General features: G+C 67.1%; 21 protein-coding genes and 2 pseudogenes. 7 read left to right on the plus strand and 16 right to left on the minus strand.

Going from position 1 to position 23,254, the window contains the following annotated elements:
* Positions 1 to 47: 47 nt before the first annotated feature.
* From DIE12_RS03495 to DIE12_RS03515, 5 genes are all read right to left on the minus strand, one after another.
* Positions 48 to 1,457 carry an HlyD family efflux transporter periplasmic adaptor subunit gene (locus tag DIE12_RS03495; protein ID WP_124519826.1) on the minus strand — a complete coding sequence of 470 codons (1,410 nt, stop codon included), beginning with the start codon at positions 1,455 to 1,457 and terminating at the stop codon, positions 48 to 50.
* Entirely contained in the window at positions 1,444 to 3,303 is a 1,860-nt protein-coding gene (locus tag DIE12_RS38920; RefSeq protein ID WP_124519825.1) for an FHA domain-containing protein, read from the minus strand. The genes DIE12_RS03495 and DIE12_RS38920 overlap by 14 nt, the downstream gene beginning before the upstream one ends.
* A gap of 191 nt (positions 3,304 to 3,494) precedes the next feature.
* Positions 3,495 to 4,922: an efflux transporter outer membrane subunit gene (locus DIE12_RS03505; RefSeq protein WP_124519944.1), complete on the minus strand. Its 1,428-nt coding sequence runs from the start codon at positions 4,920 to 4,922 to the stop codon at positions 3,495 to 3,497.
* 421 nt (positions 4,923 to 5,343) lie between these two features.
* A complete protein-coding gene (locus DIE12_RS03510; RefSeq protein ID WP_124485920.1) occupies positions 5,344 to 5,769 on the minus strand; it encodes a DUF4399 domain-containing protein in 426 nt (141 codons plus the stop codon).
* Between the two features lie 42 nt (positions 5,770 to 5,811).
* Entirely contained in the window at positions 5,812 to 6,240 is a 429-nt protein-coding gene (locus tag DIE12_RS03515) for a DUF4399 domain-containing protein (protein ID WP_124485919.1), read from the minus strand.
* A 400-nt stretch (positions 6,241 to 6,640) separates the two neighbouring features.
* On the opposite strand from DIE12_RS03515, the pseudogene DIE12_RS38995 reads away from it, so the two are divergent.
* Both DIE12_RS38995 and DIE12_RS03520 read left to right on the plus strand, forming a co-directional pair.
* Positions 6,641 to 7,264, plus strand: a pseudogene (locus DIE12_RS38995) (caspase domain-containing protein); the annotation flags it as partial.
* 3 nt (positions 7,265 to 7,267) lie between these two features.
* Positions 7,268 to 8,515 (plus strand): formylglycine-generating enzyme family protein, encoded by a 1,248-nt coding sequence (locus tag DIE12_RS03520; RefSeq protein WP_409364197.1) that lies wholly within the window; start codon positions 7,268 to 7,270, stop codon positions 8,513 to 8,515.
* A gap of 68 nt (positions 8,516 to 8,583) precedes the next feature.
* Here the strand turns inward: DIE12_RS03520 and DIE12_RS03525 are convergent, their stop codons facing one another.
* The 7 genes from DIE12_RS03525 to DIE12_RS03560 form a co-directional block, all read right to left on the minus strand.
* The gene (locus DIE12_RS03525) at positions 8,584 to 10,170 is read right to left on the minus strand and encodes a methyl-accepting chemotaxis protein (RefSeq protein WP_311767560.1); all 1,587 of its coding nucleotides are present in this window, start codon (positions 10,168 to 10,170) and stop codon (positions 8,584 to 8,586) included.
* 399 nt (positions 10,171 to 10,569) lie between these two features.
* Entirely contained in the window at positions 10,570 to 11,211 is a 642-nt protein-coding gene (locus DIE12_RS03535) for a GNAT family N-acetyltransferase (RefSeq protein WP_260427847.1), read from the minus strand.
* The gene (locus DIE12_RS03540) at positions 11,201 to 11,950 is read right to left on the minus strand and encodes an amino acid ABC transporter ATP-binding protein (RefSeq protein WP_044846549.1); all 750 of its coding nucleotides are present in this window, start codon (positions 11,948 to 11,950) and stop codon (positions 11,201 to 11,203) included. The genes DIE12_RS03535 and DIE12_RS03540 overlap by 11 nt, the downstream gene beginning before the upstream one ends.
* Complete coding sequence (locus DIE12_RS03545; RefSeq protein ID WP_124519822.1) at positions 11,937 to 12,587, minus strand: amino acid ABC transporter permease; 651 nt, start codon at positions 12,585 to 12,587, stop codon at positions 11,937 to 11,939. The genes DIE12_RS03540 and DIE12_RS03545 overlap by 14 nt, the downstream gene beginning before the upstream one ends.
* Positions 12,584 to 13,270, minus strand: a complete 687-nt coding sequence (locus DIE12_RS03550) for an amino acid ABC transporter permease (protein WP_044846547.1) — start codon at positions 13,268 to 13,270, stop codon at positions 12,584 to 12,586. The genes DIE12_RS03545 and DIE12_RS03550 overlap by 4 nt, the downstream gene beginning before the upstream one ends.
* A gap of 89 nt (positions 13,271 to 13,359) precedes the next feature.
* A complete protein-coding gene (locus tag DIE12_RS03555; RefSeq protein WP_124519821.1) occupies positions 13,360 to 14,166 on the minus strand; it encodes a transporter substrate-binding domain-containing protein in 807 nt (268 codons plus the stop codon).
* A complete protein-coding gene (locus tag DIE12_RS03560; protein WP_124519820.1) occupies positions 14,163 to 14,390 on the minus strand; it encodes a hypothetical protein in 228 nt (75 codons plus the stop codon). Before DIE12_RS03560 ends, DIE12_RS03555 begins: the two co-directional genes overlap by 4 nt.
* Before the next feature lie 394 nt (positions 14,391 to 14,784).
* Here DIE12_RS03560 and DIE12_RS03565 point away from each other — a divergent pair.
* A pseudogene (locus DIE12_RS03565) lies at positions 14,785 to 15,766 on the plus strand (hypothetical protein).
* Positions 15,767 to 15,908: 142 nt separating this feature from the next.
* Here the strand turns inward: DIE12_RS03565 and DIE12_RS03570 are convergent.
* The 3 genes from DIE12_RS03570 to DIE12_RS03580 form a co-directional block, all read right to left on the minus strand.
* Positions 15,909 to 16,229, minus strand: coding sequence for a DUF4148 domain-containing protein (locus DIE12_RS03570; protein WP_124519819.1), 321 nt, complete (start codon positions 16,227 to 16,229; stop codon positions 15,909 to 15,911).
* Positions 16,230 to 16,382: 153 nt separating this feature from the next.
* Positions 16,383 to 17,732 carry an ATP-binding protein gene (locus tag DIE12_RS03575; protein WP_185640956.1) on the minus strand — a complete coding sequence of 450 codons (1,350 nt, stop codon included), beginning with the start codon at positions 17,730 to 17,732 and terminating at the stop codon, positions 16,383 to 16,385.
* Entirely contained in the window at positions 17,732 to 18,394 is a 663-nt protein-coding gene (locus DIE12_RS03580) for a response regulator transcription factor (RefSeq protein WP_124519817.1), read from the minus strand. The genes DIE12_RS03575 and DIE12_RS03580 overlap by 1 nt, the downstream gene beginning before the upstream one ends.
* Positions 18,395 to 18,558: 164 nt before the next feature.
* Between DIE12_RS03580 and DIE12_RS03585 the strand changes: the two genes are divergently transcribed.
* The 3 genes from DIE12_RS03585 to DIE12_RS03595 all read left to right on the plus strand — a co-directional run bounded on the left by DIE12_RS03585 (position 18,559) and on the right by DIE12_RS03595 (position 20,741).
* Positions 18,559 to 18,933 carry a cytochrome b562 gene (locus tag DIE12_RS03585; RefSeq protein WP_124519816.1) on the plus strand — a complete coding sequence of 125 codons (375 nt, stop codon included), beginning with the start codon at positions 18,559 to 18,561 and terminating at the stop codon, positions 18,931 to 18,933.
* Positions 18,934 to 18,976: 43 nt separating this feature from the next.
* Positions 18,977 to 19,543, plus strand: a complete 567-nt coding sequence (locus DIE12_RS03590) for a cytochrome b (RefSeq protein ID WP_124519815.1) — start codon at positions 18,977 to 18,979, stop codon at positions 19,541 to 19,543.
* Between the two features lie 244 nt (positions 19,544 to 19,787).
* The gene (locus DIE12_RS03595; RefSeq protein WP_124519814.1) at positions 19,788 to 20,741 is read left to right on the plus strand and encodes a universal stress protein; all 954 of its coding nucleotides are present in this window, start codon (positions 19,788 to 19,790) and stop codon (positions 20,739 to 20,741) included.
* A gap of 12 nt (positions 20,742 to 20,753) precedes the next feature.
* Here DIE12_RS03595 and DIE12_RS03600 read toward each other — a convergent pair whose 3' ends face one another.
* The gene (locus tag DIE12_RS03600; RefSeq protein WP_124519813.1) at positions 20,754 to 23,045 is read right to left on the minus strand and encodes a heavy metal translocating P-type ATPase; all 2,292 of its coding nucleotides are present in this window, start codon (positions 23,043 to 23,045) and stop codon (positions 20,754 to 20,756) included.
* Between DIE12_RS03600 and DIE12_RS03605 the strand changes: the two genes are divergently transcribed.
* Complete coding sequence (locus tag DIE12_RS03605; RefSeq protein ID WP_124519812.1) at positions 23,044 to 23,247, plus strand: hypothetical protein; 204 nt, start codon at positions 23,044 to 23,046, stop codon at positions 23,245 to 23,247. The two genes, DIE12_RS03600 and DIE12_RS03605, sit on opposite strands and share 2 nt — an antisense overlap.
* Positions 23,248 to 23,254 lie beyond the last annotated feature (7 nt).

The raw sequence follows: 23,254 nt of genomic DNA on the forward strand, positions 1-23,254 counted from the left end.
CTCGCCTCACCGCTTGCCTGCGTTCCACTACGCCGTGGGGGCGCCCGTCAGCCCGCGATCTGCCTGAACGGGTCCAGCGCGAACCCGATCAGGCGGCGCTCGCGCACCACGATTTCCGCCGTGGCCGTCATGCCGTAGCGCAGCGGGTAGGTCGTGCCGGCAATCGTGTACGCGTTGCGCACGAGCGCCACCCGGCCCTCGTAGACGGGTTCCTTCGTCTGCGCCTGCGGCTTCGTCGCCGGCGAAATGTATTCGAGCGTGCCGTCGATCACGCCATAGCGTTGATACGGAAACGCATTGAACTTGAGCTTCACGGGCAGGCCCTCGTGAAGGAACGCGCGGTCCTGCTCCGCGATCGCGACCTTCACCACCGGCCGCGCATCCGACGGCGCGATGCTGCCGAGCGGCGTGTTGGCGAGGATCTTGTCGCCGGGCTGCGTCGTGGTCACATCGGTGATCACGCCGGAGACGGGCGCCAGCACGAGCAGGAAATTGTCCTTGTCGATGTTCTCGAAGCGGATCCGCGCGGCGGCATCCGCGGCGAGGCGCGCCGTCTGCACCTGCAGACGCAGCTTCTCTTCGGTGTTCGCGATGTCGCGCACGGTCGCGTCGTACTGGATGCGCAGCCCGGCGAGCGTCTCGCCGCTGCCTTCGAGTTGCGCCTTCGCCTGCGCGAACTCGTGGCTCTGCTGCGCCTCGAGCTGCGTGAGCCGCGCCTGCGCGACGCGGTAGCTGTCCTGGGCCTGCAGGTAGGCGCTGCGCTTCTGTTCCACCTGGCTCTGCGACACGCCGCCGCCGCCCGGCAGCGCGAACAGGCGCGCGTACTTGTCCTGTTCGTCGTTCGCGAGATCGAGTGCGTGGCGGGCGTTGTCGATATTGCTGCGCGCTTCGTCGATCTGCGCGTGCTGCGATTGCGCGAGCTTGCTGGTGCCTTCGGCAATGCGGTTCTGGTGCAGGTGCTCCTCGACCTCGATCTGTTGCTTCAATGCGTCGGCCTTGCGCTCCATCAGCTGCTTCTTGTCCGGAAACTGCTTCCATTCGCGCTCCGCGTCGTCGAGCTTGAGGCGCGCATCGAGCGCGTTGGTCGCCGCCTCGATCGCGCCGCGCGCGTTGATCCGGCCGATCACGTCGTTCTTTTCGACCGGCTGGCCTTCGGCGATGTAGATGTCCACCAGCTCGCCGTCGACGGGCGCGTAGATGCGGCGCACCTCGGACTCCGGCGCGAGCGCGCCCGGCGCAGTCACGATGACGTCGGCGCGGCCGACGAACGACCACAGCAGCGCGCACACGACGAGCCCGACCATCGCGATGATGGTCGCCTGCGTGAGCCGCCACGGCCGCGCCGTCAGGATCGCGATCCCTTCGACGCTGTGATCCTCCAGCGCCTCGCCCAGCGAGCGTGGCGGCTCCGGCGGCGGCGCCTGGCGCGCGCGCTTGAGCAGACTATCGAGCTTCACTGCGCCCTCCCGACGAAGCGAGCCGCTCCAGCGTCGCGACATGGGCGGCGAATTGCGGCGTCGCGAAGCGGAACTGCCTGAGGCGATCCAGTACGGCCGGCCCGTGGCCGGCCCGCGCGTCGCTCTCGAACTGCAGGTACTGCTGCAGGTCCGCCCGCACGGCGTCGAGGCCGCCGAGGCGCGGATAGCGCTGTTCGTCGTCGGCGAGCAGCGCCGGGAGACCGTCGAGCCGGTCGTCGTCGAGCGCCGACGCGATCGCGCGCTGCAGCCGCTCGAGCGCGGCCACGTAGACGGAGTTGTCGCTTTGCAGCCGGCGCAGCTGACTGAGCGCGTCGGCATACAGCACGCCGAACGCGGGAACGTATGACGAAATCCGGTCGAGCAGCCGCTGATGCGCACCCGGGTCGTCGTTCCAGCGGCCGGTCAGCGCCTTGATCGGCGCTTCGTCGCGATAGATGCGGATCGGCGCTTCCGCCCCGCCGCGCCCGGCAACGAACGCCTGCAGCTCGCCGATCCACGCGACTTCGTCGACGAGCGGCCGCGCGTCGGCGTTGTGGCGCGCCAGCGTGCGCATGTCCTGCACGACGGCACGGGCGCGGTCGAAGGCGCGCGCGTTCATCGCGGCGATCCAGTCCGGCACTTTGGACCGGACGAGCGCCTCGGTGCCCAGCGCGACGAACGCCGGGTCGTCGGGATGGCTCGCCAGATGACGGTCGGCGAGTTGCGCCGCCTGTGCGGCGTCGCCGCGCGCCAGCAGCGCATGCATCTCGCGCAGCGGCGCGTCCTGGAAATACAGCGTCGCGACCAGCAGGCCGACCGCCGCGAGCAGTGCGCCGCTCCACCCGCCGAGCCGGCGCAGGTTGACGTGCCCGCTGCCGCCGAACGCCTCGCTCAGCTCCGACAGGAAGACTTCGATCCTGCCGCGCCGGCGGCGCGCGTCATGCGCGGTTTCGGCGGCGCCATGCGCGGCGTGCGGGTTGACCTCGTCGTCCGGCTGAACGGCCGGCACCGTGCAGAAGATGTCGAGAAACGAATGCGCGGTATCGACGAAGGTGGTCCGGTCGGGGTCCGCGGCGGCCGCATGCGCGGCGGCGCCGGGCGACGATGCGGCCGTCACGGTGGAGTCCGGCCCCGGCTCGCGCTGCACCCCGACGCGATAGACGAAATGATCGCCGCCGAACGCGAGCAGCGCGCCGTCGCCAAGCGGCACCGCATGCTCGTCGAGGCGCCGGCCGTCGACGAACGTGCCGTTCGTGCTGCCGAGGTCTTCCACGAAGACCTCGCCGTCCTGCACGTAGATGTGCGCATGACGCCGCGACAGGTAGTTGACCTGATGCGGATACGCGTTCCGGTAGCAGGCGAACGTGTCGTCGGTCTTGCTCACGAGGAACGGGAACGCGGTAATGATGACCGGTTGCAGGCCGAGATCGCCGCGCTCCGGCGCCAGCGTGACGACGGCCGGTCGCGGCGGCCGATGCGTCGCGCGCGGCACGAACGCGGCGCGGTACGCGAGCGCGCCGGCGAAGCGCAGTTCGTCGCCGTCGCGCAGCAGGTGCGGCTTGTCGCCGACCTCGACACCGTTGACGGCCGTACCGTTCTTGCTGCCGAGATCGGCGACGTAGGCCGCGCTGCCTTCGAAGAAAATGCGCGCATGGCGGCGCGACAGGTCGGCCACCAGTTCGGGCCTGGCGGACGCGAATGGCGTGTTGGTGCGCCCGACGGCGAACAGCGCGTGGTCGATCCGGATCTCGCTCAGCTCCGGATGCGAAACCGGCTTGAGCACGATGTCGAACTGCCGGTCGAGCGCGGCGCGTTGCTCGGCAATCGAAGCGGCGTCTGGAACCATGATTCGGCCAACGATCGACATGCGCCCGCCAATGGAGACGCGGCGCAGGCAACGCGACGCGCTTTCGAACCACCTGAGTGAAGCCGCACCGCCAACGCACGTGGCGGCACGATCGTGAAAAAAGTTTAGGCGACGGATGGCGGTAGTCAATCGGCTGGCGCCGATCGCGCGGCTGCGCAGGGCTGGCGTGTTCATTGCAGCGCGTGGCCGGCCGGCTCGCTGCCCGCATTCGAGATTTCGACCGCGCGCCAGCCGCCGCCGATCGCCTTGTAGAGCGTGACCGTGTCGCTCAGAATCTGCTGATGATTGGCGAGCAGCGCGAGTTCCGCGGATGCCACCGAACGCTCCGATTCGAGCACCTCGAGTTGCGAGACGAGCCCTTCCTTGAGCTGCGCCTCGACCTGCGCTGCGACGGTGCGCAGACGCGCGCTCTGCTGCTGAAGCTGTATGCGCTGCTGCTTGTGCGCGTCGAGATCGACGAGTGCATTTTCCACCTCCTTGAACGCGGTAAACACGGTCTGCCGGTACTGCTGCTCGGCGACCTTGGTCTGCGCCTCGGTCGTCTTGATGTGCGCGCGCACGCCCGGGTCGAACATCGGCAGGTTGATGCTCGGCAGGAAGCTGAACGTGAAGGCCTTGAAGAGATCGGACAGCGCGAACGCCGCGGTGCCGCCACGCCCGGTCAGGCTGATCGACGGCAGCTGCGCGAGCTTCGCCGCACCCACTTCGTCATACGATTCGAGCACGCGGTACTGCGCGGCGACGACATCCGGCCGGCGCGCCAGCAGTTGCGCGGGCAGCCCCATCGGCACGTCCGGCAGCTTGACGCGCTGCCGGAGATGGCCGGCGGGCATCCTGAATTCGCCGGCCGGCACGCCCAGCAGTGTCGCGAGCGCGTTCTCGGCCGTGTCGCGCTCGCGGTGCAGTTCGATCAGTTCGTTCGCCAGCCCGTTGATCTCCGCGCTCTGCCGCAGCACTTCGGTCTGCGGCGCGATGCCGTTCGCCAGCATCGACTGGTAGATCGCGAGGATCTTCCGGTTCTTGTCGAGCGTGCGCTGTTCCTGCTCGATCTGGTCGTCGAACTGGAGGATCCGGAAATACGTGCTCGACACGTCGGCGACGAGCGTCAGGTAGCCGGCGCGCCAGTCGGCCTCGGTCGCGCGGTATTCGGCCTTCTGCGCCTGCACGCCTTTCTCGACCTTGCCCCAGATGTCGATCTCCCAGTTCACCTGGCTGCCGAGGTTGTAGGACTTCGACAGCGTCTGATGCGTGTTCTTCTCGAAGTCCACGCCCGCGCCGAGGTCGGCGCTCGGCAGCGCGCCCGCCCGCACTTCGCCGACCTGCGCGCCGGCGACCCCGATGCGCGCCGCCAGCACCTTGATATCGACGTTGCCCGCGATGGCCTTGTCGATGAGCGCGTCGAGCGTCGGATCGTCGAAGCTCTTCCACCACTCGGCGTTGACCGTGTCCGACGCGGATACCGGCCCGTGCGCATGCGCCCAGGTGGTCTTTGCCGGCATCTCGGGGCGCTGGTAGACGGGCACGTTCAGGTCCATGCAGCCGGACAGCAACGCCGCGCATGCGCCGGCGGAACCGGCGATGCGGGCCAGCGAACGCATGAGACCGCGGCAGTTGCGCGTGGCAGTCGGCGACAGGCAGGTGTTCACGATCGACTCCTTGGGCGGAACGCGGCGACGATGCGGGATCGGCGGAAGTGTTGGTGTCGATGCTGCAGCGTGGCACGCTCGCGTCTCGTCTTGCATGGGGCGTGCCAACCGCTCGCGGGGGCGGCGGCAATCGTGCCGGCAGGCCTGCCGGCGCGGGTCCGGGTCACGAAGACGGGAATTGGAGCGACGTGTGCGCGGTACCGGGATCAACGGTGCGTGACGGGACGTCGCAGACAGTTCGGGCTCGGGGTGTCGGGTGTGCGCCGACACTTGGTGCATCGAGCGACCGCGCTGCCGTCCGGCGCTCACCTGCTCGCGTGAGCGTGAGCGCGAGCGCGCGTACGTCGGCGATCGCCGATCGGCGTGCGCGACGTCACTTCACGTAGATCGTGATTTTCTTCGAATAGACGGGGGGATTGTGCGGCACGTGGTTGGCGTCGCCCATCAGGAGCTGCAGCGTGTGCTTGCCCGGCGGAAGCTCAAGCGTGGTCTCGGTCTCGCCCGCGCCGAAATGCAGGTGATTGCGGTCGGACGGAATCGGCTGGTCCATCGGCGGCAGGTCCGTATCGACCAGCAGGTGATGGTGGCCCGTGTTCGGAAACTGCACGTGCGACGGCGCGACACCCATGTCGCGCAAGCCGAACCACACGCGGAACGGACGTCCGGCCGGCATCACCTGGCCATCGTTGGGCCAGCCGATGTAGACGACGGCCTTCGGGGGATGCGTGCCGGTCTCTGCGGTCGCCGCTCCCGTCCATAGCAGCGTCACGGCAACGGCGAAGAGGATGAGCTTGTTCATGGCGGCAATTCCCGGTTCGTGCGGCAGGCGCGGCATGGCGCGCTACTTGACCGTGATCGTGATCTTCTTCGAGTACACCGGCGGATCGTGCGGCACGTGGTCGTGGTCGCCCATCAGCAGCTGCAGCGTGTGCTTGCCGGGTGGCAGCTCGATGCGCGCCTCGGTTTGACCGGCACCGTAATGGAGGTGATTCCGGTCCGACGGTATCGGCTGGTCCAGCGGCGGGAGATCGGTATCGATGAGCAGATGATGGTGGCCCACGTTGGGCCGCTCGATGCCTTTCGGGCAGATGCCCATGTTGCGCAGGCCCATGCGCACCCAGAACTTGCCGCCCGTGATCGTTGCACCGTCGGACGGCCAGATGATGTAGGCCTCGGCGCCGGGCGGCGAAGTCGTACGCCCGGCGGCGAACGCGATCCTCGGCGCCAGGACGGTGGCGGCCAAAGCCAACAAGGTAGCCCTTCTTCGCATCGTGTTGCTCCTCGCGTGGATGGCGGCGCGCGGCGTCGGACAGTGGAGCGTGTCTAACAGCTTAGGACGTAATCGACAGGAAGGCACATAACGATGTTCCAGGGTAACGGGCCGGCCGCGATGCGCGGATCCGTATGTCCGTTTTTTGCAAGACCCGCGGGTGGATCCGGTGATCGCCGCCAGGCGCACGTGCTATCTTGAATGTGTCCCGGCCGCGCCCGTGCCTGCCGCAAGCCGGCATTGCGCTCGCCGCGACCGAACACCCGGCAATGGCTGCGCTCCGCCTTCGGCATCGGGTCCGACGGCGCACCCTGGGGGGCTCAACATGTGGCGAATACTCCTGCCCGCATGCCTGTTTGCGTCGATCTCGGTTGCATCGAGCACGTGCTCCGGCGAGGACATGCATGTTTTTCCCGCACCGCCGTCGGCGTCCGCGCGCGCCCCGTCAGCCGAACCGCGGCGCGTCGCGCTCGTGATCGGCAACGGCGCCTATCGCGATCATCCGCTCGCCAATCCCGTCCATGACGCCGATGCAATGAGCGACGCGCTGCGCGCGCTCGGCTTCGACGTCATCACGTTGCGCAATGCGACCCGGCAGCAGATGCTCGACGGGCTTGCCGCGTTCGAACGCCACGGCTCGGCCGGCGGCACCGGGGTGGTCTATTTCACGGGCCACGGCGCCAGCGTCGGCGGAGCGACATGGCTCGCGCCGGTCGATGCCGACGTCGGCGCGCCGGCCAGCCTGTCTCGAACGGGTATCGACCTGCAAACCGTGTTCGCCGCGACGTCGCGGCCGCGCGGCGACCGGATTGATCTGATCATTCTGGATTCCTGTCTGATCGCGCCTCCCGGTGCCGGCCACGTGGCGCCCCCCGAGCCGCCGCCGCATACGCTCGTCGCATACGCGGCAGCGCCGGGCGCAGGTGCGGCCGATGGTACCGCGCATGGTGTCTACACGGCAGCGCTGCTGCAGACGCTCGCGGTGCCGGGGCTCGGGATCGCACAGGTCTTCGACCGTGCCGGCGCGATGGTCGAACGCGCCACCGGGCATCGGCAGACGCCGTGGATCGCGTCTTCCCTGTCCGGTGCGGCAGCGACGTTGGCGTTCACCGGGGCGCGTCGCGCTGGAACCGGCGACGCGCATGCCGGCGGCGGCACGGCGCAACGATCCGACGTGCTGGCGGACGTCGGCGTCGTGGCGCTCGATAGCCGCGGCGTGATGCCGAAAGACAGCGCCGAACAGTACGAAATCACGTTCTGGGAGTCGATCAAGGACAGCAAGGAGGCGGGCGACTACGAAGCCTATCTGAAGACCTACCCGAACGGCCGCTTCGCGCAGTTGGCGCAGGCTCGTCTCGCGCGACTGCGCGCGGCCGCGCCCAAGGCGCCAGCGGCGTCCGCGCCCGCGCAGACGGCGAGCGCCGCGCCGGCCCCCGCCGCCGTTTCGGCTCCGGCTCCGGCGCAGCCCGCGCACACGTCCGGCTCGACGCCGAAAGCGCCGCCGCCCGCTGCCGCGGCGGCTCCGTCGGCACCGCCGCAGAAAGGCGGCGCGACGACCGCCAATGAAATCCACGATTGCCCTGCCTGCCCCGCCATGCTGGCGGTCAGTCCGGGGGCTTTCACGATGGGCAGCAATTCGGGCGATCCGTCGGAAAAGCCTGCGCATCGCGTGACGCTCGATCACGCCTTTGCGCTGGCGAAGTACGGCGTGACCGTTGCGCAGTGGAACGCATGCCGCGACGCGGGCGCCTGCCCGCGCCTGCCCAACGACAGCAACACGGCGGCGAACGCGCCGGTGCGCGACCTGAGTTGGGACGATGCGCAACAGTACGTCAAGTGGCTGTCGAAAATCAGCGGCAAGTCTTACCGGCTGCCGACCGAGGCCGAATGGGAATTCGCGGCCCGTGGCGGCACCGCGACGCGCTACTGGTGGGGCAACGAGATGCGCCCGGGCAACGCCAACTGCAAGGACTGCGGTCAGCCTTGGCATGCCGACGCACCGGACAACGTCGGCTCGTTCGCGGCCAATCCGCTCGGCTTCTACGACATGGGCGGCAGCGTATGGGAATGGGTCAGCGACTGCTGGCACAACTCGTACAGGAATGCGCCTGCCGACGGCCGCTCATGGGACGAACCGAATTGCCAGGTCCGCGTCATCCGCGGCGGCTCGTGGCGGGATGGTGCAGGCTACATGCCCGTTTCGACACGCTTCAAGTACGACAGCAGCGTACGTTATTCGGCAAACGGGTTTCGTGTGGCGCGGGACTTGAAGTAGGCGGATCTCGGTTCGAGAACGGCCGGCCGCCGCGTGCCGGTCATGCAGATCGATTCGGCCGCCCGGGTTCACGAATCGGCGTGCGAGGAACCGATCCGAAACACCGAGACAGTCGCCTCCAGCTGCCCCGCCTGCTCCCTCAGCGACAGCGCGGCCGCCGACGCCTGCTGAACCAGCGCCGCGTTCTGCTGAGTGACCTGATCCATTTGCGTCACCGCCTGATTCACCTGTTCGATGCCCCTGGACTGCTCGTCGGACGCGGCGGCAATCTCGCCCATCAGCACCTGCACCCGTTGCACCGACGTCAGGATCTCCGACATCGTCCCGGTCGCGCGATCGACCTGTCGCGCACCGGTCTCGACGCGTCTCAGCGAATCCGTAATGAGTTCCTTGATCTCCCGCGACGCCGTGGCGCTGCGCTGGGCGAGCGAGCGCACTTCGCCTGCGACGACCGCGAATCCGCGCCCCTGCTCGCCAGCCCGCGCTGCTTCGACCGCCGCATTCAGCGACAGGATGTTGGTCTGGAATGCAATGCCTTCGATGACGGAGATGATTTCGGCGATCTTGCCAGACGCTTCCGACAGGCCGCGCATCGTGTTCACGACTTCCTGCGCCGCCTGATTGCCCTCTTCGGTCAGCTGCGCCGCGCCTTGCACCACCTGATTCGCCTGCTTCGCGTTCTCGGCATTCTGGCGAACCGTCGAAGTCAGTTGTTCCATCGAGGCGGCCGTTTCTTCCAGCGACGCGGCCTGCTCTTCGGTCCGTTGCGACAGGTCCGTGTTGCCGGCCGTGATCTCGCGCGCGGCCGTCTCGATCGAGTGCGCGCCATCCTGCACCACGCGAATCGTCTGCAGCAGCTTGTGTTGCATCGCCTGCAGGCCGGTCATCAGTTGCCCCATCTCGTCGGTCGAATGGACGTCGATCCGCGTCGTCAGGTCGCCGCCGGCAATCGAGCTGAAATGATCGAGTGCGTGCGCGAGCGGCGCACCGATCGCGCGCTGAAGCGACCACCACGTGAGTACGGCTGCGCCGAGCGTGACCAGAATGCCGGCGATCGCGATCCCGACGAACCAGTGGAAACGCGCCTGCGCGGCATCGAACGTCACGCGCGAGGCCGTCATCTGGATCCGGCCGAGCGCGTCCATCGCGTCGGAGACGTCGATGAACAGCGACGGCGGAATGTGCCGCCAGACGTCGGGGATTTTCGCGGGATCGTGCGCGGCAATGGCGCTGAACATCGGTTCGAGGCCGTTCTCGACGAGCGCGTTGAACTTCGTGTTCGCGTCGGCCGCGAGGCGTGCTTCTTCCGGGCCGGAGAGCCGCAGCGCGCGATACGCGTCCCACGCCTTTTTCGACGCGGCGAGCAGTTCGCGGGACGACGCGGTTTCCTGCGGCACGTCGGGGCCGTCCGGATCGAGCGCGATGCGATACAGCCATAGACGGGTTCTCGACAGCGCGACATTCGCTTGCCCCAGCGCCTCCGATGATGCGAGCCGTTCGGAATAAAGCGTCCTCACGTCGTCGTTGCTGATCGCCACGCCAATCACACCGATGATGCCGCCGATGACGAGCAGTACGCCGAGAAAACCCATCGCCAGCGCCAGCCGGGCGCGAATGCTGAAATTCCTGATCATGATGAGGGAAGCGTTGAGCACGAAGCCGTTGCATGCGACGCATGCGTGTCAAGCCGATCGAAGGCGGCACGTGCGAGACCGATGCCTCGATAACGACCTGAGCGGCGCGTGAATTAGTGCGAAATCGACAAGGAACGCTTCCGGAAACGATGCGTTATGCGCCGAATTTCGGCGTGGTAGGTGAATCGCCGCCCGTCCGGCGTGTGCGGCCGCTTCGTCTGCGAACCGTCGTGAATGAAGCCCCGCCGGCTGCCCGCGAAACCCGCCGCATGGCTTCATGCGAAACCGTGCCGTCACGCCATGCGTACTATCTCGTCGCGCGTCACGAGATGACCGAGGCGCCGCTCGTGACCGCGTTCACGGCGTGGCTGCGCGCGCGCGTCGCGTGATGCGCGCACGTATTTGCGACGAGGCGGGAAGTCAGGAAACGAGACTCGCGAAATCGTCCCACACCATCACGATGTTCCGCGATCGCCAGATCGGCCCCGCATCGACGTACTCGCCGGCCAGCCGGCCGTTCAACGACGCGTAAAAGGCGATCGCGGCGTCGTTTCCCTTGACGACGCTCAACGCCGCGCCCCGGTACCGCATCGTTTGCAGATGCGTTGCTAGCCGGGCGAGCAGCGTGCGGCCGATGCCGCGACGCTTGAACCCGGGATCGACGTACAGGAACTTGATCTCGCCACGGCCGCCGAAGATCGGCTCCGACGGCGCGCCGGCCGCGCCGATGCCGACGATCGTGCCGTCGGTTTCCGCCACGAGCACCAATTGGTCGCCCGCGTTCGACGCCAGCTTTTCCCGCCATGTCCTGCCGCGATGGCGCTCGTCGAGGACGGCGTGCGCCTGCGCCGGCGCGAGATCGCGATAAGTATGCCGCCAGACCTTGACGTGAAAATCGGCGATCGCCTGCGCATCGTCGAGGTGGGCGGTCCTGACGGATATTACGGACATGGAAGACTCTCTCGGCTGGCTTGGCACACGCAGGCGCGGCGCACGAGCCGGATTGTCGACGATCGGGGCGACTGTGTCAGCACCCCGCGGGCGTCGCGAATCAGCGCGCAACCGCTTCCGTGTTCCGGACGCTGCCCAGAAACCGCGTCAGCTCCACCGTCTGCGGCCGCTCGAAAATCTCTTCGGCCGTCCCGCTCTCCCACACCCTGCCCTGATGCATGAACACGATCCGGTCGCTCACCGCACGCGCGAAGTTCATCTCGTGCGTGACCATGATCAACGTCATGTCCTCGCGTGCAAGCTGCGCGACGACGCCCAGCACCTCGCCGACGAGCTCGGGATCGAGCGCGGACGTGATTTCGTCGCACAGCAGCACGCTCGGCTTCATCGCGAGCGCACGCGCGATCGCGACGCGTTGCTGCTGGCCGCCGGACAGTTGTTCCGGAAACGCGTCGAACTTGTCGCCGAGGCCGACGCGCTCGAGCATCAGTTCCGCGATCGCGCGCGCCTGCTGGCGATGCGACTTTTTCACGACCGACTGCGCGAGCATCACGTTCTGCCCGGCGCTCAGGTGCGGAAACAGGTTGTACTGCTGGAACACCATGCCGACCTTCAGCCGCAGCGCACGCAGGTCCGCGTGCCGCGCATCGACGCGTTCGCCGTCGATCGAGATCGTGCCCGCGTCGATGCTCTCGAGTCCGTTGAGCGTGCGCAGCAGCGTGCTCTTGCCCGAGCCGCTGCGGCCGATGATCGAGACGACCTGCCCGCGCTCGACGGAGAAATCGATGCCCTTGAGCACATGATGGGTGCCGAAGTTCTTTTCGAGACCACGGGTTTCAACGAGCGGCATGCCATCTCCTTTGCAACGTGCGCGCATAACGGGTAAGCGGATAACAGAGCGCGAAATAGATCAGCGCGACGAGGCCGTACACGACGAACGGCCGGAACGTCGCGTTCGAGATCGCGATGCCGACCTTCGTCAGCTCGGTGAAGCCGATGATCGACACCAGCGCCGTATCCTTCACGGCCTGCACGCCGAAGCCGACCGTCGGTGCGATCGCGATGCGCGCGGCCTGCGGCAGGATCACGTGACGCAACTGCTCGACGTAGCTCATGGCCAGGCTCGCCGACGCCTCCCACTGCCCTTTCGGCACCGCCTCGACGCAGCCGCGCCAGATTTCGGCGAGATACGCGCTGGTGAAGAACGTGAGCCCTGCGGTGGCCGCGATCCACGGCGGCACGTCGAGCCCGACGAGCGGCAGGCCGAAGAACACGATGAACAGTTGCATCAGCAACGGCGTGCCCTGGAATATCTCGATGTACAGCTTCGCGACGCCGCGCAGCAGCGTCGAGCTCGACACGCGCATCACGAGCAGCCCGAGGCCGACGAGGCCGCCGGACAGGAACGACACGATCGACAGCACGATCGTCCAGCGGGCCGCGAGCAGCAGGTTCGCGAGAATCTGCCCGAACGTGAAGTCGATCATCGCGCACCTCGCACACGGCGGGAGAACAGGCGGCGCCCCATCGAGCCCAGCGTGGCACGCAGCAGCAGCGCCATCGCCAGATACGCGAGCGCGATGACGAAGTACGTCTCGAACGCACGGAAGTTGCGCGACTGAATGTAGCCGGCCGCATACGTCAGGTCGGCCACCGAGATCTGCGACACGACCGCCGAGCCGAGCATCGTGATCACGATCTGGCTCGACAGCGCCGGAAACACCTTGGCGAGCGCCTGCGGCAGCACGACGTGGCGCAGCATCTGCGCGCGCGACATCGCAAGCGCGGACGCCGCCTCCAGATGCCCTTTCGGAACGGCGGCGACGCCCGCGCGCACGATCTCGACCGAGTACGCGCCGAGATTGAGCGTCATCGCGAGGATCGCGGCCGTGTATTCGTCGATGTGCACGCCGAGCGCGGGCAAGCCGAAGAAGATGAAGAACAGCTGGACGACGAACGGCGTGTTGCGGATCGCCTCGACGTACGCGCCGATCAGCGGGCGCAGCCGCACGGCCGCGCGCGCGTCGGCGCTGTACGCGGCCGCGCCGAGCACGCCGAGCGCCACGCCGAGTACGGTCGCGACCGCGGTGAGCGCGAGCGTGATCGCCGCGCCGCTCGCGAACACGCCGGCGTATTCGGCGAGCTCGCCGAATTGAAGCTGGTAGCTCATGACGATGGAGTAAATTCGGGTTCGGACAACGACACCCGCCGCGCCGGCGGTGCCGGCCGCGGCGATGTATCAGGCGACACTGCGATTCGTCACAGTCCGGCCGGCAACGGCTGGCCGAGCCACTTCTTCGACATCGCGCCCAGCGTGCCGTCCTGCTTCGCATGGGCGATCGTGTCGTCGATCTTTGCGAGCAGGCGCGGTTCGTTCTTGTTGACGCCGACGAAGCACGGCGAATTCTTGATCACGAACTTGACCTCGGGCCGGCGCGGCGGATTCTTCGCGAGAATCGCCGCCGCGACGATGTTGCCGGCCGCGATCAGCTGCACCTGCCCCGACAGGAACGCCTGGATCGTCGCGTTGTTGTCCTCGAAGCGCTTGATCGTCGCGTTCGGTGCGAGCTGCGACAGCGCGATCTCCTCGAGCGCGCCGCGGGTGGCGCCGACCGTCTTGCCGGTCAGGTCGGCGGGCGCGCTCACCTTCACGTCGGCCGGCCCGAACACGCCCTGGAAATACGGTGCGTACGCGCTCGAGAAGTCGATGACCTTCTCGCGCTCCGGCGTCTTGCCGAGCGACGAGATCACCATGTCGACCTTGTTGGTCGTCAGGTACGGAATCCGGTTCGCACTGTTCACGGGCACCAGCTTCAGCTTCACGCCGAGCGACTTGGCGAGGAGTTCGGCCATGTCGATGTCGTAGCCCTGCGGCTGCATGTCCGTGCCGACCGAGCCGAACGGCGGATAGTCTTCGGGCACCGCGACGCGCAGCGCGCCGTTTTTCGCGATGGTGTCGAGCGCGTCGGCATGCGCCGGCGCAGCGGCGAACAGCGCCATCACGGGGGCGGCGATCAGCGCAGCCAGCCAGGTGCGTCGGGGGAACGGTCGAGTCGTCGGGCTCACGGTGAATCTTCCTTGTCTGGTATGTCGTCGGGCAGCGCGCAACCGTTGCGCGGCCGCGGGTACTCCAGCAAAAACCGGGCCACCGCCGTAAAACGCTTGCCGTACCGGCACTCGACGGAAATTCCGGCGCACCGCATTCCCCATTTCGGTGCATGGGCCGGCACCGGCGCCAGCCGCTGCCCTCGCAGCGCGCGCCGGCGCACCAAATTACCTAACTGGTTCACCCCGCGAATCGGAAGTCCTGCATTGGGCGCACGCCGGCACCGGTGCATCGATCCGGGGCGCGCGGAATGAGGACATCGAAACGAAGTTCGAATTCACGCGATGCACGGCATCGCCGACGCCGTGCAGGTTGCTCGCTTTTCGCTGCGAGGCGTCATGGCCGAGGCCCGTATGCACGGATTCGAACAGGCCCGGTCCAAATTTGCATTCTGTTTGTGGTGGGAATTACAGCTGAATACGTTCGCGACGTACCGTGCCTTTCGCCGCACTCGGCGAATCGCAATCAGGACGGGTGCGCTTGATTCCGCGCACCGATCCGCCGGTACCGGTGGTTCCCGGTCGCCTCGCGATCGGGATGAATCCAATCACATCCGCGCGCGAGGATACCGTCATGGCATCGATTCCGAACCGTCGACAAGCGGCGAAACCGACAAACGCAGCTGGCTCGAATCGCACGAAGCCGGCTACCACAAGACCCTCGGCAATCGACAGGTGCAGATGATCGCGATCGGCGGGGCGATCGGCACCGGTCTGTTCCTCGGCGCGGGCGGCCGTCTGCAGGCCGCCGGACCGTCGCAAGTGGTTCGCCGAGATGGAATTCTGGTTCGCGCTGATCAAGGTCGCCGCGATCGTGCTGTTTCTCGTGATCGGCTCGGTGATCCTCGGCACGGGCGTGCAGGTCGCCGGCCACGACACCGGCATGCATCTGATCACCGACCACGGCGGCTTCTTTCCGCACGGCATGATGCCGGCGCTGGTGCTGGTGCAGGGCGTGGTGTTCGCGTTCGCGGGCGTCGAGCTGGTGGCCACCGCCGCCGGCGAATGCAAGGACGCGCGCAAGGTGCTGCCGCGCGCGATCAACAACGTGATCTGGCGCATCGCGATCTTCTACGTCGCGTCGGTGGTGCTGCTGGTCTGCCTGCTGCCGTGGAGCGCGTACAAGGCTGGCCAGAGTCCGTTCGTCACGTTCTTCGGCGCGCTCGGCGTGCTGCTCAACTATCTCGTGCCGTCGAGCGTGTTCGAGATCGTGCTGAACATCGCGTCGCTCGGCATCATCAGCACGTGGGGCTTCATCGTCGTGTGCCAGATGAAGTTCCGCGCGGCGGTCGGGCGCGGCGAAGTGGACGACGTGCCGTTCAGGATGCCGGGCGCGCCCGTCACGTCGTGGCTCACACTGCTGTTCCTGCTCGGCGTGCAGGTGCTGATGGCGTTCGACTACCCGAACGGGACGTGGACGATCGCGTCGATCCCGCTGGTCGCACTGCTGCTCGTGGGCGGCTGGAAGTGGTTGAGCAGCCGCGCGCACCGTGCGTCGCTGAAGCCGACGATTCCGTCGGTCACGCTCACGCAGAACGTGCTCGAGAAGGGCAACGACTGAAACCGCGCGCAACGACGGGGGCGGTATCCGGCCCGGGCCCGGCGAAAGCCGCCGCCCGGCTCATATCACATGCGCGCTCGAGTCGGCGATCGTTGCCGGCAAATCATCGTGAGCGTAGCCCCCGACGCTCGCATGCATGGCATCAATGATGCGTATACAAACGAGGCGCCGCGGCATGACTCTGGATCACGCCCCCCGAGTCGCCCGCTGCGTTGTATTCAGGCCCATAGCCCGACGTATCGGCCTGCGGGGCCGATGCGGTCGCCTGGATGCGCGCCTCGGCCCGCTGGATCGATTGCGGATAGTGAATGTCCTTTCGGGCCGGGTTGTAACCGGCCTGCTCGGCCTGCGTGATCTGCGCGCGGACTTCCGCCCGGGTCAGGCCGTTGCTCGATTGAGCGGCCGCTGCGAATGCGGGGATGATGGCCGCCGCCAGCATGATGGTACGGATAGCGAATTTCATGATCTCGACCTCCAGTGAACAGGGTCGGCATCCGAGAACATCTCTTCTGCCGTAAGAACAGCATGCGCCGTTCAGCTGAAGGCAATGTTAACTGCGCGTCTTCGAACGCCTCGCCCGCGAAAGACAGGGGCGGACCCGGAATCGCCGCGGCGGTCAGGCCGACGACGGCAACCTCACGCGCACGCCGAACCCGTTGCCGTTCAACCCGTCGACGTACGTCAGACTCCCGCCGAGTTTGGCCACGATGCGCGCGACGATGGACAGCCCCAGGCCACTGCCGCTTTCGTCGTGATCGGCGCCGCGAAAGAAGCGATCCTGCAGTCGGGACAGGTCCTCACCCGAGACGCCCGGTCCGTCGTCTCGTACCTGAAGGCTGATCGCGCCGGCATCCTGCCACGATGCGATTTCGACGCGCCCCTGTTCGCGACCGTACTTGATCGCGTTATCGACGAGATTGTCGAGCAGGACGCGCACCAGCGTCGACGGGACATGTGCGACAACCGGACCGTCGACGCGTGAAATCAGTGCGATCCGCTTGCGACTCGCGCGCGCCTGATGGTCGTCGATGCAGGTCTGCACCACGCGTGCGAGATCGACCTCCTCGCCGCGCATCGGTACGGTCTCGTCAAGTCGCGCCAGTGCAAGCAGCTGGTCCGCCAGATGCGTGCTTCGGTCCACGCCCTCGACGACCCGTTGCATCGCGCGCCGCTGCCGGTCCGGATCGCGTGCGGTGAGCGCGACTTGCGCTTGCACCTTGAGTGCGGCGAGCGGGGTCTTGAGCTCGTGTGCGGCATCGCTGGTGAATGCGCGCTCGCGATCGAGCGAGCCGCGCAGACGTTGCAGCAACGTGTTCAGTGCGGCAACCAGCGGCCGCACTTCGTCGGGAATGCCCTTCGTGCCGATTGCGTCGAGGTTGTCGGGCGAACGCGCCTCGATTGCCTCGGACAGCGTCCGCAGCGGCGTCAGGCTGCGTCCGATCGCCAGCCAGATCAGCACGGCCAGCACGGGCAACGCGAAGGCGAGCGGCCGGGCGACCCGGCGCGCGACCTCCGCGGACAAGTCGGAACGCTGCGTGCGTTGCTCGAAGATCCGCACGGTACGCCCGCGCGCGGCATCGGTCAGCACGTACGCGTGCCACTTCGGATTGCCGAACCGGATCGGGCTCGATGCGGCGGCGGGAAACACCGGCAGATCGAGCGCGTCAAGCCCCGGGCTGGCGGCCAGGATGCGTCCGCCCGCGTCCCTGATCTGATACAGCATGCGCGGTGATGCGTCGTTGTCGCCATCGTTGTCTTCCCCCGAGCCGAGGACGATATCCGCGAAGACCGGCAGGTCGGACGCATCGAGCGCGACGAACGCTCGTGCGATCTGCTCGATGCGGGTTTCGTCCCACTCCTCCGCTTCGTGAATCGCCTGGCGATAGCTCGACACCAGCGAATAGGCCCACACCACCACGACACCCGACAGCACCAGCAAGGTCAGCCGTTGCCGGATCGAGCGCATCACGACGCTTTCTCCACCACGTAGCCGACACCTCGAATCGTGCGGATCAATTCGGCCCCCAGTTTCTTGCGCAGATTCGACACATGCACTTCGATCGCATTGCTTTCGATTTCTTCGTTCCAGCCATAGAGGCTGTCCTGGAGCTGCGTGCGCGAGAGCGGACGGCCCTGATTCGCCAGCAATTCGACCAGCAACGCGCATTCGCGCGACGTCAGCGCAATCCGTTCGGTGCCGCGCGTCACCGTCATCAGCGCGGGATCGACCGACAGGTCGCCGTATTCGATCGTCTCGGTGCCGCGGCCCTGCGAGCGCCGCACGAGCGCACGGCATCGGGCGATCAATTCGGTCAGGTCGAACGGCTTGCCGATGTAGTCGTCGGCGCCCGCGCTCAGGCCGCTCACGCGATCGGCGACGGTGTCGCGCGCGGTCATGACGAGCACCGGCGTATGGTCGCGGCGCTTGCGAAGCCAGTCGAGCACTTCAACGCCCGACATGCGGGGCAGGCCGAGATCGAGCACGACGAGGTCATACGGCGTGGTTTCGAGCGCGAGCCGTGCATGCCTGCCGTCGTGCGCCCAGTCGACCGTCATGCCGGCCTCGATCAGGCCATCCTCCACCCCGCTGCCGATCAGCTTGTCGTCTTCCACCAGTAACACCCGCATGGTGTCGCGTTCCTTTTGGTGCGGACATGGCGTCCATGGGCGCACGATAACCGCAGGCACCGGCCGGCATCAAGCACGGCGCGGAAAAATCCGGTCCTTAAGAATCCGTTAACGTCGGCGCCCTATGGTCGCGGTCACCGACACCCGCAATCGAATCGACGACCATGAACAGGCTACCGTTCCGACTCCGTTTTTGCGCAACGCTGGGCGCGCTGCTGTTCGTGGCTGCCGCGCCGGCGTCCGCAGGTGAGATCAAGACGCTGATGCGAGACATGAAGCACGCGATGCAGGGTGCCATGAACAGCCGGACGATTCCGGAAATGAACGGCTACGTGGCCCGGCTCGAAAGCGATGTGCAGCAGGCGAGCCGCCAGCGGTATCGCAATGATCAGCCGACCTACGATGAAGGCATGCGCACGTTGCACGACGAATTGACCGAAGTCGATCGTGCCATCCAGGCCAATGATCTGCCGGCCGCCAAACAGGCGTTACGGCGAATCGACGGATCGAAAAAGCACTATCACGACCTGCTTGGATAACCCGGGCCGGACACGCTTTCGCCATTGAACAGGCATTCCCGCCATGAAAACCATAACCCGCTACCCCCTGTCGATCAGTTTGCTGCACTGGCTGCTCGCCGCCGCGCTGATCGGCAATCTGATCGTCGGCTTGTTGCTGGACGACAATGAAGACCTCGTCGGCCTGCACAAATCGATCGGCACCGCGATTCTCGGATTCGTGGCGGTTCGCATCGTGAATCGGTTACGCATGGGACGCAGGCTCCCGCCGTCGGTCAATCCGGCAGGCACGCTCAATCATTTTGCGGAACGCAGCGTTCATGGGCTGCTCTATGTGCTGATGCTCGCCATTCCCGTCCTCGGGTGGATGAAGACCAATGCGGCCGGCCACACGGCCAGCTGCTTCGGGCTCTTCTCGCTGCCGCCCCTGGTGCCCAGGAGTCGCGAGCTGTCGCACTGGCTGGGAGAACTGCACGCGCTGACGGCTTACGGGCTGGCCGCGCTGGTGGGCCTGCACGTGCTCGGCGCGGTGGCGCACAAGCTGTTCAAGTCGGAGAACGTGTTGCCGCGCATTCTGCCGTTGCCGACGCGTGTCGTTCGGCAGAGGGCTCCATCCGGTGACCGGAATTGAGCGCCGGGCACGGCGTCGCGCGGAGTGCTACCGGGGCTACCGGGCGACGCCATCAAGTCGGACAAATGGCGCGTGGGTGCGGCAGGCCATGAGGTCGCGGAAGCGGGCTCCGTGATCGGACTGGAAAGGAACCGCGACGAAGACAAGACGAAGACAAACGCGCTTGACGAAAGTCAAACCCGCGGAGACGACAGGTGCAAAAAATTGCGTATGCAGGATCGCCGATTGCCACCGGGAGACATTCATGAGCGCCAGCACTTCGACCTTCCAGGCGGCACCCGCGCTCCAGCGGGTGCTGATCGCCATCGACGGTTCCACCGCATCCGATCAGGCGCTGGCGTATGCCAGGGCGTTCGTTCCACCGAATGCATCGGTACGCATCGTCAGCGTTGCGGATAGTCCGCGCACACTCGTCCCGCGCGGGTCGAGATCCGCGGCGTTTCTCGAATCGGCCCGCGACGAATTGCTGCGAGACGCATCCGACGTGCTGTCGCGCGCCCGAAGCGCAATGGCGCGCGACGACATCGCGCTCGACACGGAAGTCGTCGACCTGTCCACGCACGGCGGGGATATCGCGCATGCGCTGGCCGACAGTGCGCAAGCCTGGCAGGCCGAACTCGTGATCGTCGGGGCACGCCAGCATCATGGCCTGCGCGCGTGGATCGAAGGAACGGTTTCCGGCCCGCTCGGCACGCTCGTCGGCTGCCCGCTGCTCATCGTGCCGGAAGGTTTCGGGTCGGTGGCCGAGCGCCTGCCGCGGCGGATGCTGTTCGCCGTCGACGGGAGCCCGATTGCGCTTCACGCATTGCGAACGGGATTGAAATTCTCGTGGCCCGACACCGAATTCCGGGCGATATACGTGCTCGATCGCGCCACGCAGCTGGGTGATTTCGTCCCCGTCGAGACGCTGGAAAAGGCGTTGCTTGGCGAAGGCAATCACGCACTGCAAAAAGCCATGGCCCTGCTCGATGGCATCCCCGCCGGGCGCTCGCAGTCGCAGCTGATCGAAACGGATCGAACGGGCGAAGACGTGCCTCACCTGATCGTGCACGACGCGATCGAATGGAATGCGGACTTGATCGTCATGGGTACGCATGGGCGGCGCGGCGCCACGCGCTGGCTGGTCGGCAGCGTGGCCGGACGCGTTGCGCGCATCACGAAAACGCCGGTCCTGCTCGTGAGTGCGCCGCGTGCATGACGCGCTTCGTCGTCACGCATCCGCTCCGACGGCGTGGAACAGTTCCTCCTCCTGAGCGCAATGCAGGCGTACGATCGCTTCCAGCCCGTACAGCAGGCGTTGTATCGCCTGCACCTGCGTGGCGTTCGCCGCATCGCCCGGCAGGTCCGCGACCATCTGCCGGAGCGATCGAACCATCTTGAAGATCTCCCGGTGCGCGCTGCTCATCGCCGCCAGCGGGTCCTCGCCACCGAGCATCGGCGCGAGGCGCGCGTAGACGTCCCGATCGTCGGCGCGTTCGTGCGGCAGCAGCCGTTCGTCGAGCGAGTCGATCAGGCGGACAAGCTCGCTGGCGATGGCGGCCCCGGACAGGTGCGGCAGGCGATCCGCGAGATCCCTGATCTGGTCCAGCAACGGTGACAATGCCGTGTGCTCGCGCTTGAGTTGCTCGACGTCGACATCCGCGAGCCGGGCGTCCGTCAGCCTCGGGCGAACCAGCAACACGCGCAACGCATTGACGATGACGGCGACGTCGATGACTTCCTGAATCACCGCGCCGGCAATCGGCGGCAGGAATCCGGCCGCCGCAATCGTCATCGCGACGATCGACAGCGACATGCCGGCCACCACGCTCTCGAGCGCGATCCGGCGCGAGCGTCGGGCGATTCGCATCGCATCCACGAGCCGATCGAGCCGATCCACCAGCAGAACCACGTCGGCCGCTTCGGATGACGCGGCCGCGCCCCGCGCGCCCATCGCGATACCGACGTCGGCCGCCGCCAGCGCCGGCGCGTCGTTCACGCCGTCGCCGACCATGATCGTCACGCCTTCCTTGCGCGCGGCCTGGATGGCGGCGAGCTTGTCAGTCGGCGTCTGCTCGGCGCGCACGTCGGTGACGCCCAGCAACTCGCCGACGGCCTGGGCGATGTCGCGCCGGTCGCCGGTCAGCATGACGAGGCGCGCGACGCCTTCGCGTTTCAGCAGCCGCAGCGCCCGCGGCGTTTCCAGCCGCACCTGGTCGGCCATCTGGATCGCGCCGATCATCACACCGTCGATACCGACGAACACGGCAGCCCCGCCCTCGTTGCCGACCCGTTTCAGGAACGCGTCGCTCCACGGGGCGGCCGTCGAGCAGGCGCGGACGTACCCGAACTTGCCGATCGCGACGGCCCGGCCGTCGACCCGGCCCGTCACGCCCTCGCCCGCCGTTTCCACGACGACCGACGGCGGCGACAGCGTGATCCGGCGCTCCCGCGCGGCGACCGTCAGCGCATCCGAAATGACGTGCCCCGAAGCCTGGGCCAACGACGCGGCGAAATGCAGCACATCGTCCGTGCCGACGTCCGCGCCGCATTCGATCGCAACGATGCGGGCGCGCCCTCCCGTCAGCGTCCCGGTCTTGTCGAAGAACAGGATCGTCGCTTGCGCGAGTCGTTCCAGCGCGCCCCCGCCCTTGACCAGGATGCCGCGTTTCGAACAGCGCGACATGCCGGACACGATGGCGACCGGGACGGCGAGGATCAACGGACACGGCGTGGCCACGACGAGCACGGCGAGCGCGCGTGCGACATCCCCGGCCAGCAGCCAGGCGATGCCCGCGACGAGCAGCGAAGCGAGTACGAAGAACGCGGCATAGCGATCCGCGAGACGCACGGACGGGCTGCGCTCGCGCTGCGCGCGTGCGACCAGGCGGACGATACCGGCAAACGTGCTGTCACCCGCCGTCGTGCGGGCCACCATTTCGAACGGCGCGCCGGCGTTGACCACGCCGCTGCAGGCGCTTTCTCCGGAGCGTCGCCGCTGCGTGGACGACTCGCCCGTCAACATGGATTCGTCGAGTTCCGCATCGTCGGTCAAGGTGCCGTCGACCGGCACGAATTCGCCGCTTCGCACGAGCAGCCTGTCACCGGGAACGAGCGTTTCCACGCCAACGGAACGCCACTCACCGCTCTCGAACCGGGTTGCCTGCCGAGGGGCACGGCCGAGCAGCGCGGTCATCTCGCGTTGCGCGCGGTCTTGCGCATACCGCTCCAGCGTCCGCCCGCTGGCCAGCATCAACGCAATGACCGCGGCGGTCAGCGTCTCGTCGAGCGCGATCGCCAGGCCGATCGCCAGCCATGCGAGCACATCGATGCCGGCTTGCCGTCTCGCCACGGCCCTGGCAAGCGATACCGTCAACGCGAGCAGGACCGGCAGTGCACCGACCAGCCAGACGACGCGCGCGAACGAAGGCAGGCCGAACGCAACGCACACGCCTCCTGCGGCGAGCGTGACCGCCGCCAGAACCAGCAACACGAGATCGATCGACCAGCGGATTCGCGACATGACGATTGTTCCGATCGCCGCGCATGGCGGCGTTCGCCGCATCCGGTTCGGGTTGCGGTTGCGGACGGCGTGGCACCAGTCTAGGAAACGCCGCGGCTCGACCGTTGACATGGGTCAGCACGACGCGCGTCCCGCGACATGCCGGCGCGGCGCGCGGCTTGACGTGAATCAAGCCGTCAGCCACTTTCCTCAGCAAAATTGAATCGTGA

The organism is Burkholderia sp. Bp9015 (assembly GCF_003853505.1).
Lineage (GTDB): Bacteria > Pseudomonadota > Gammaproteobacteria > Burkholderiales > Burkholderiaceae > Burkholderia.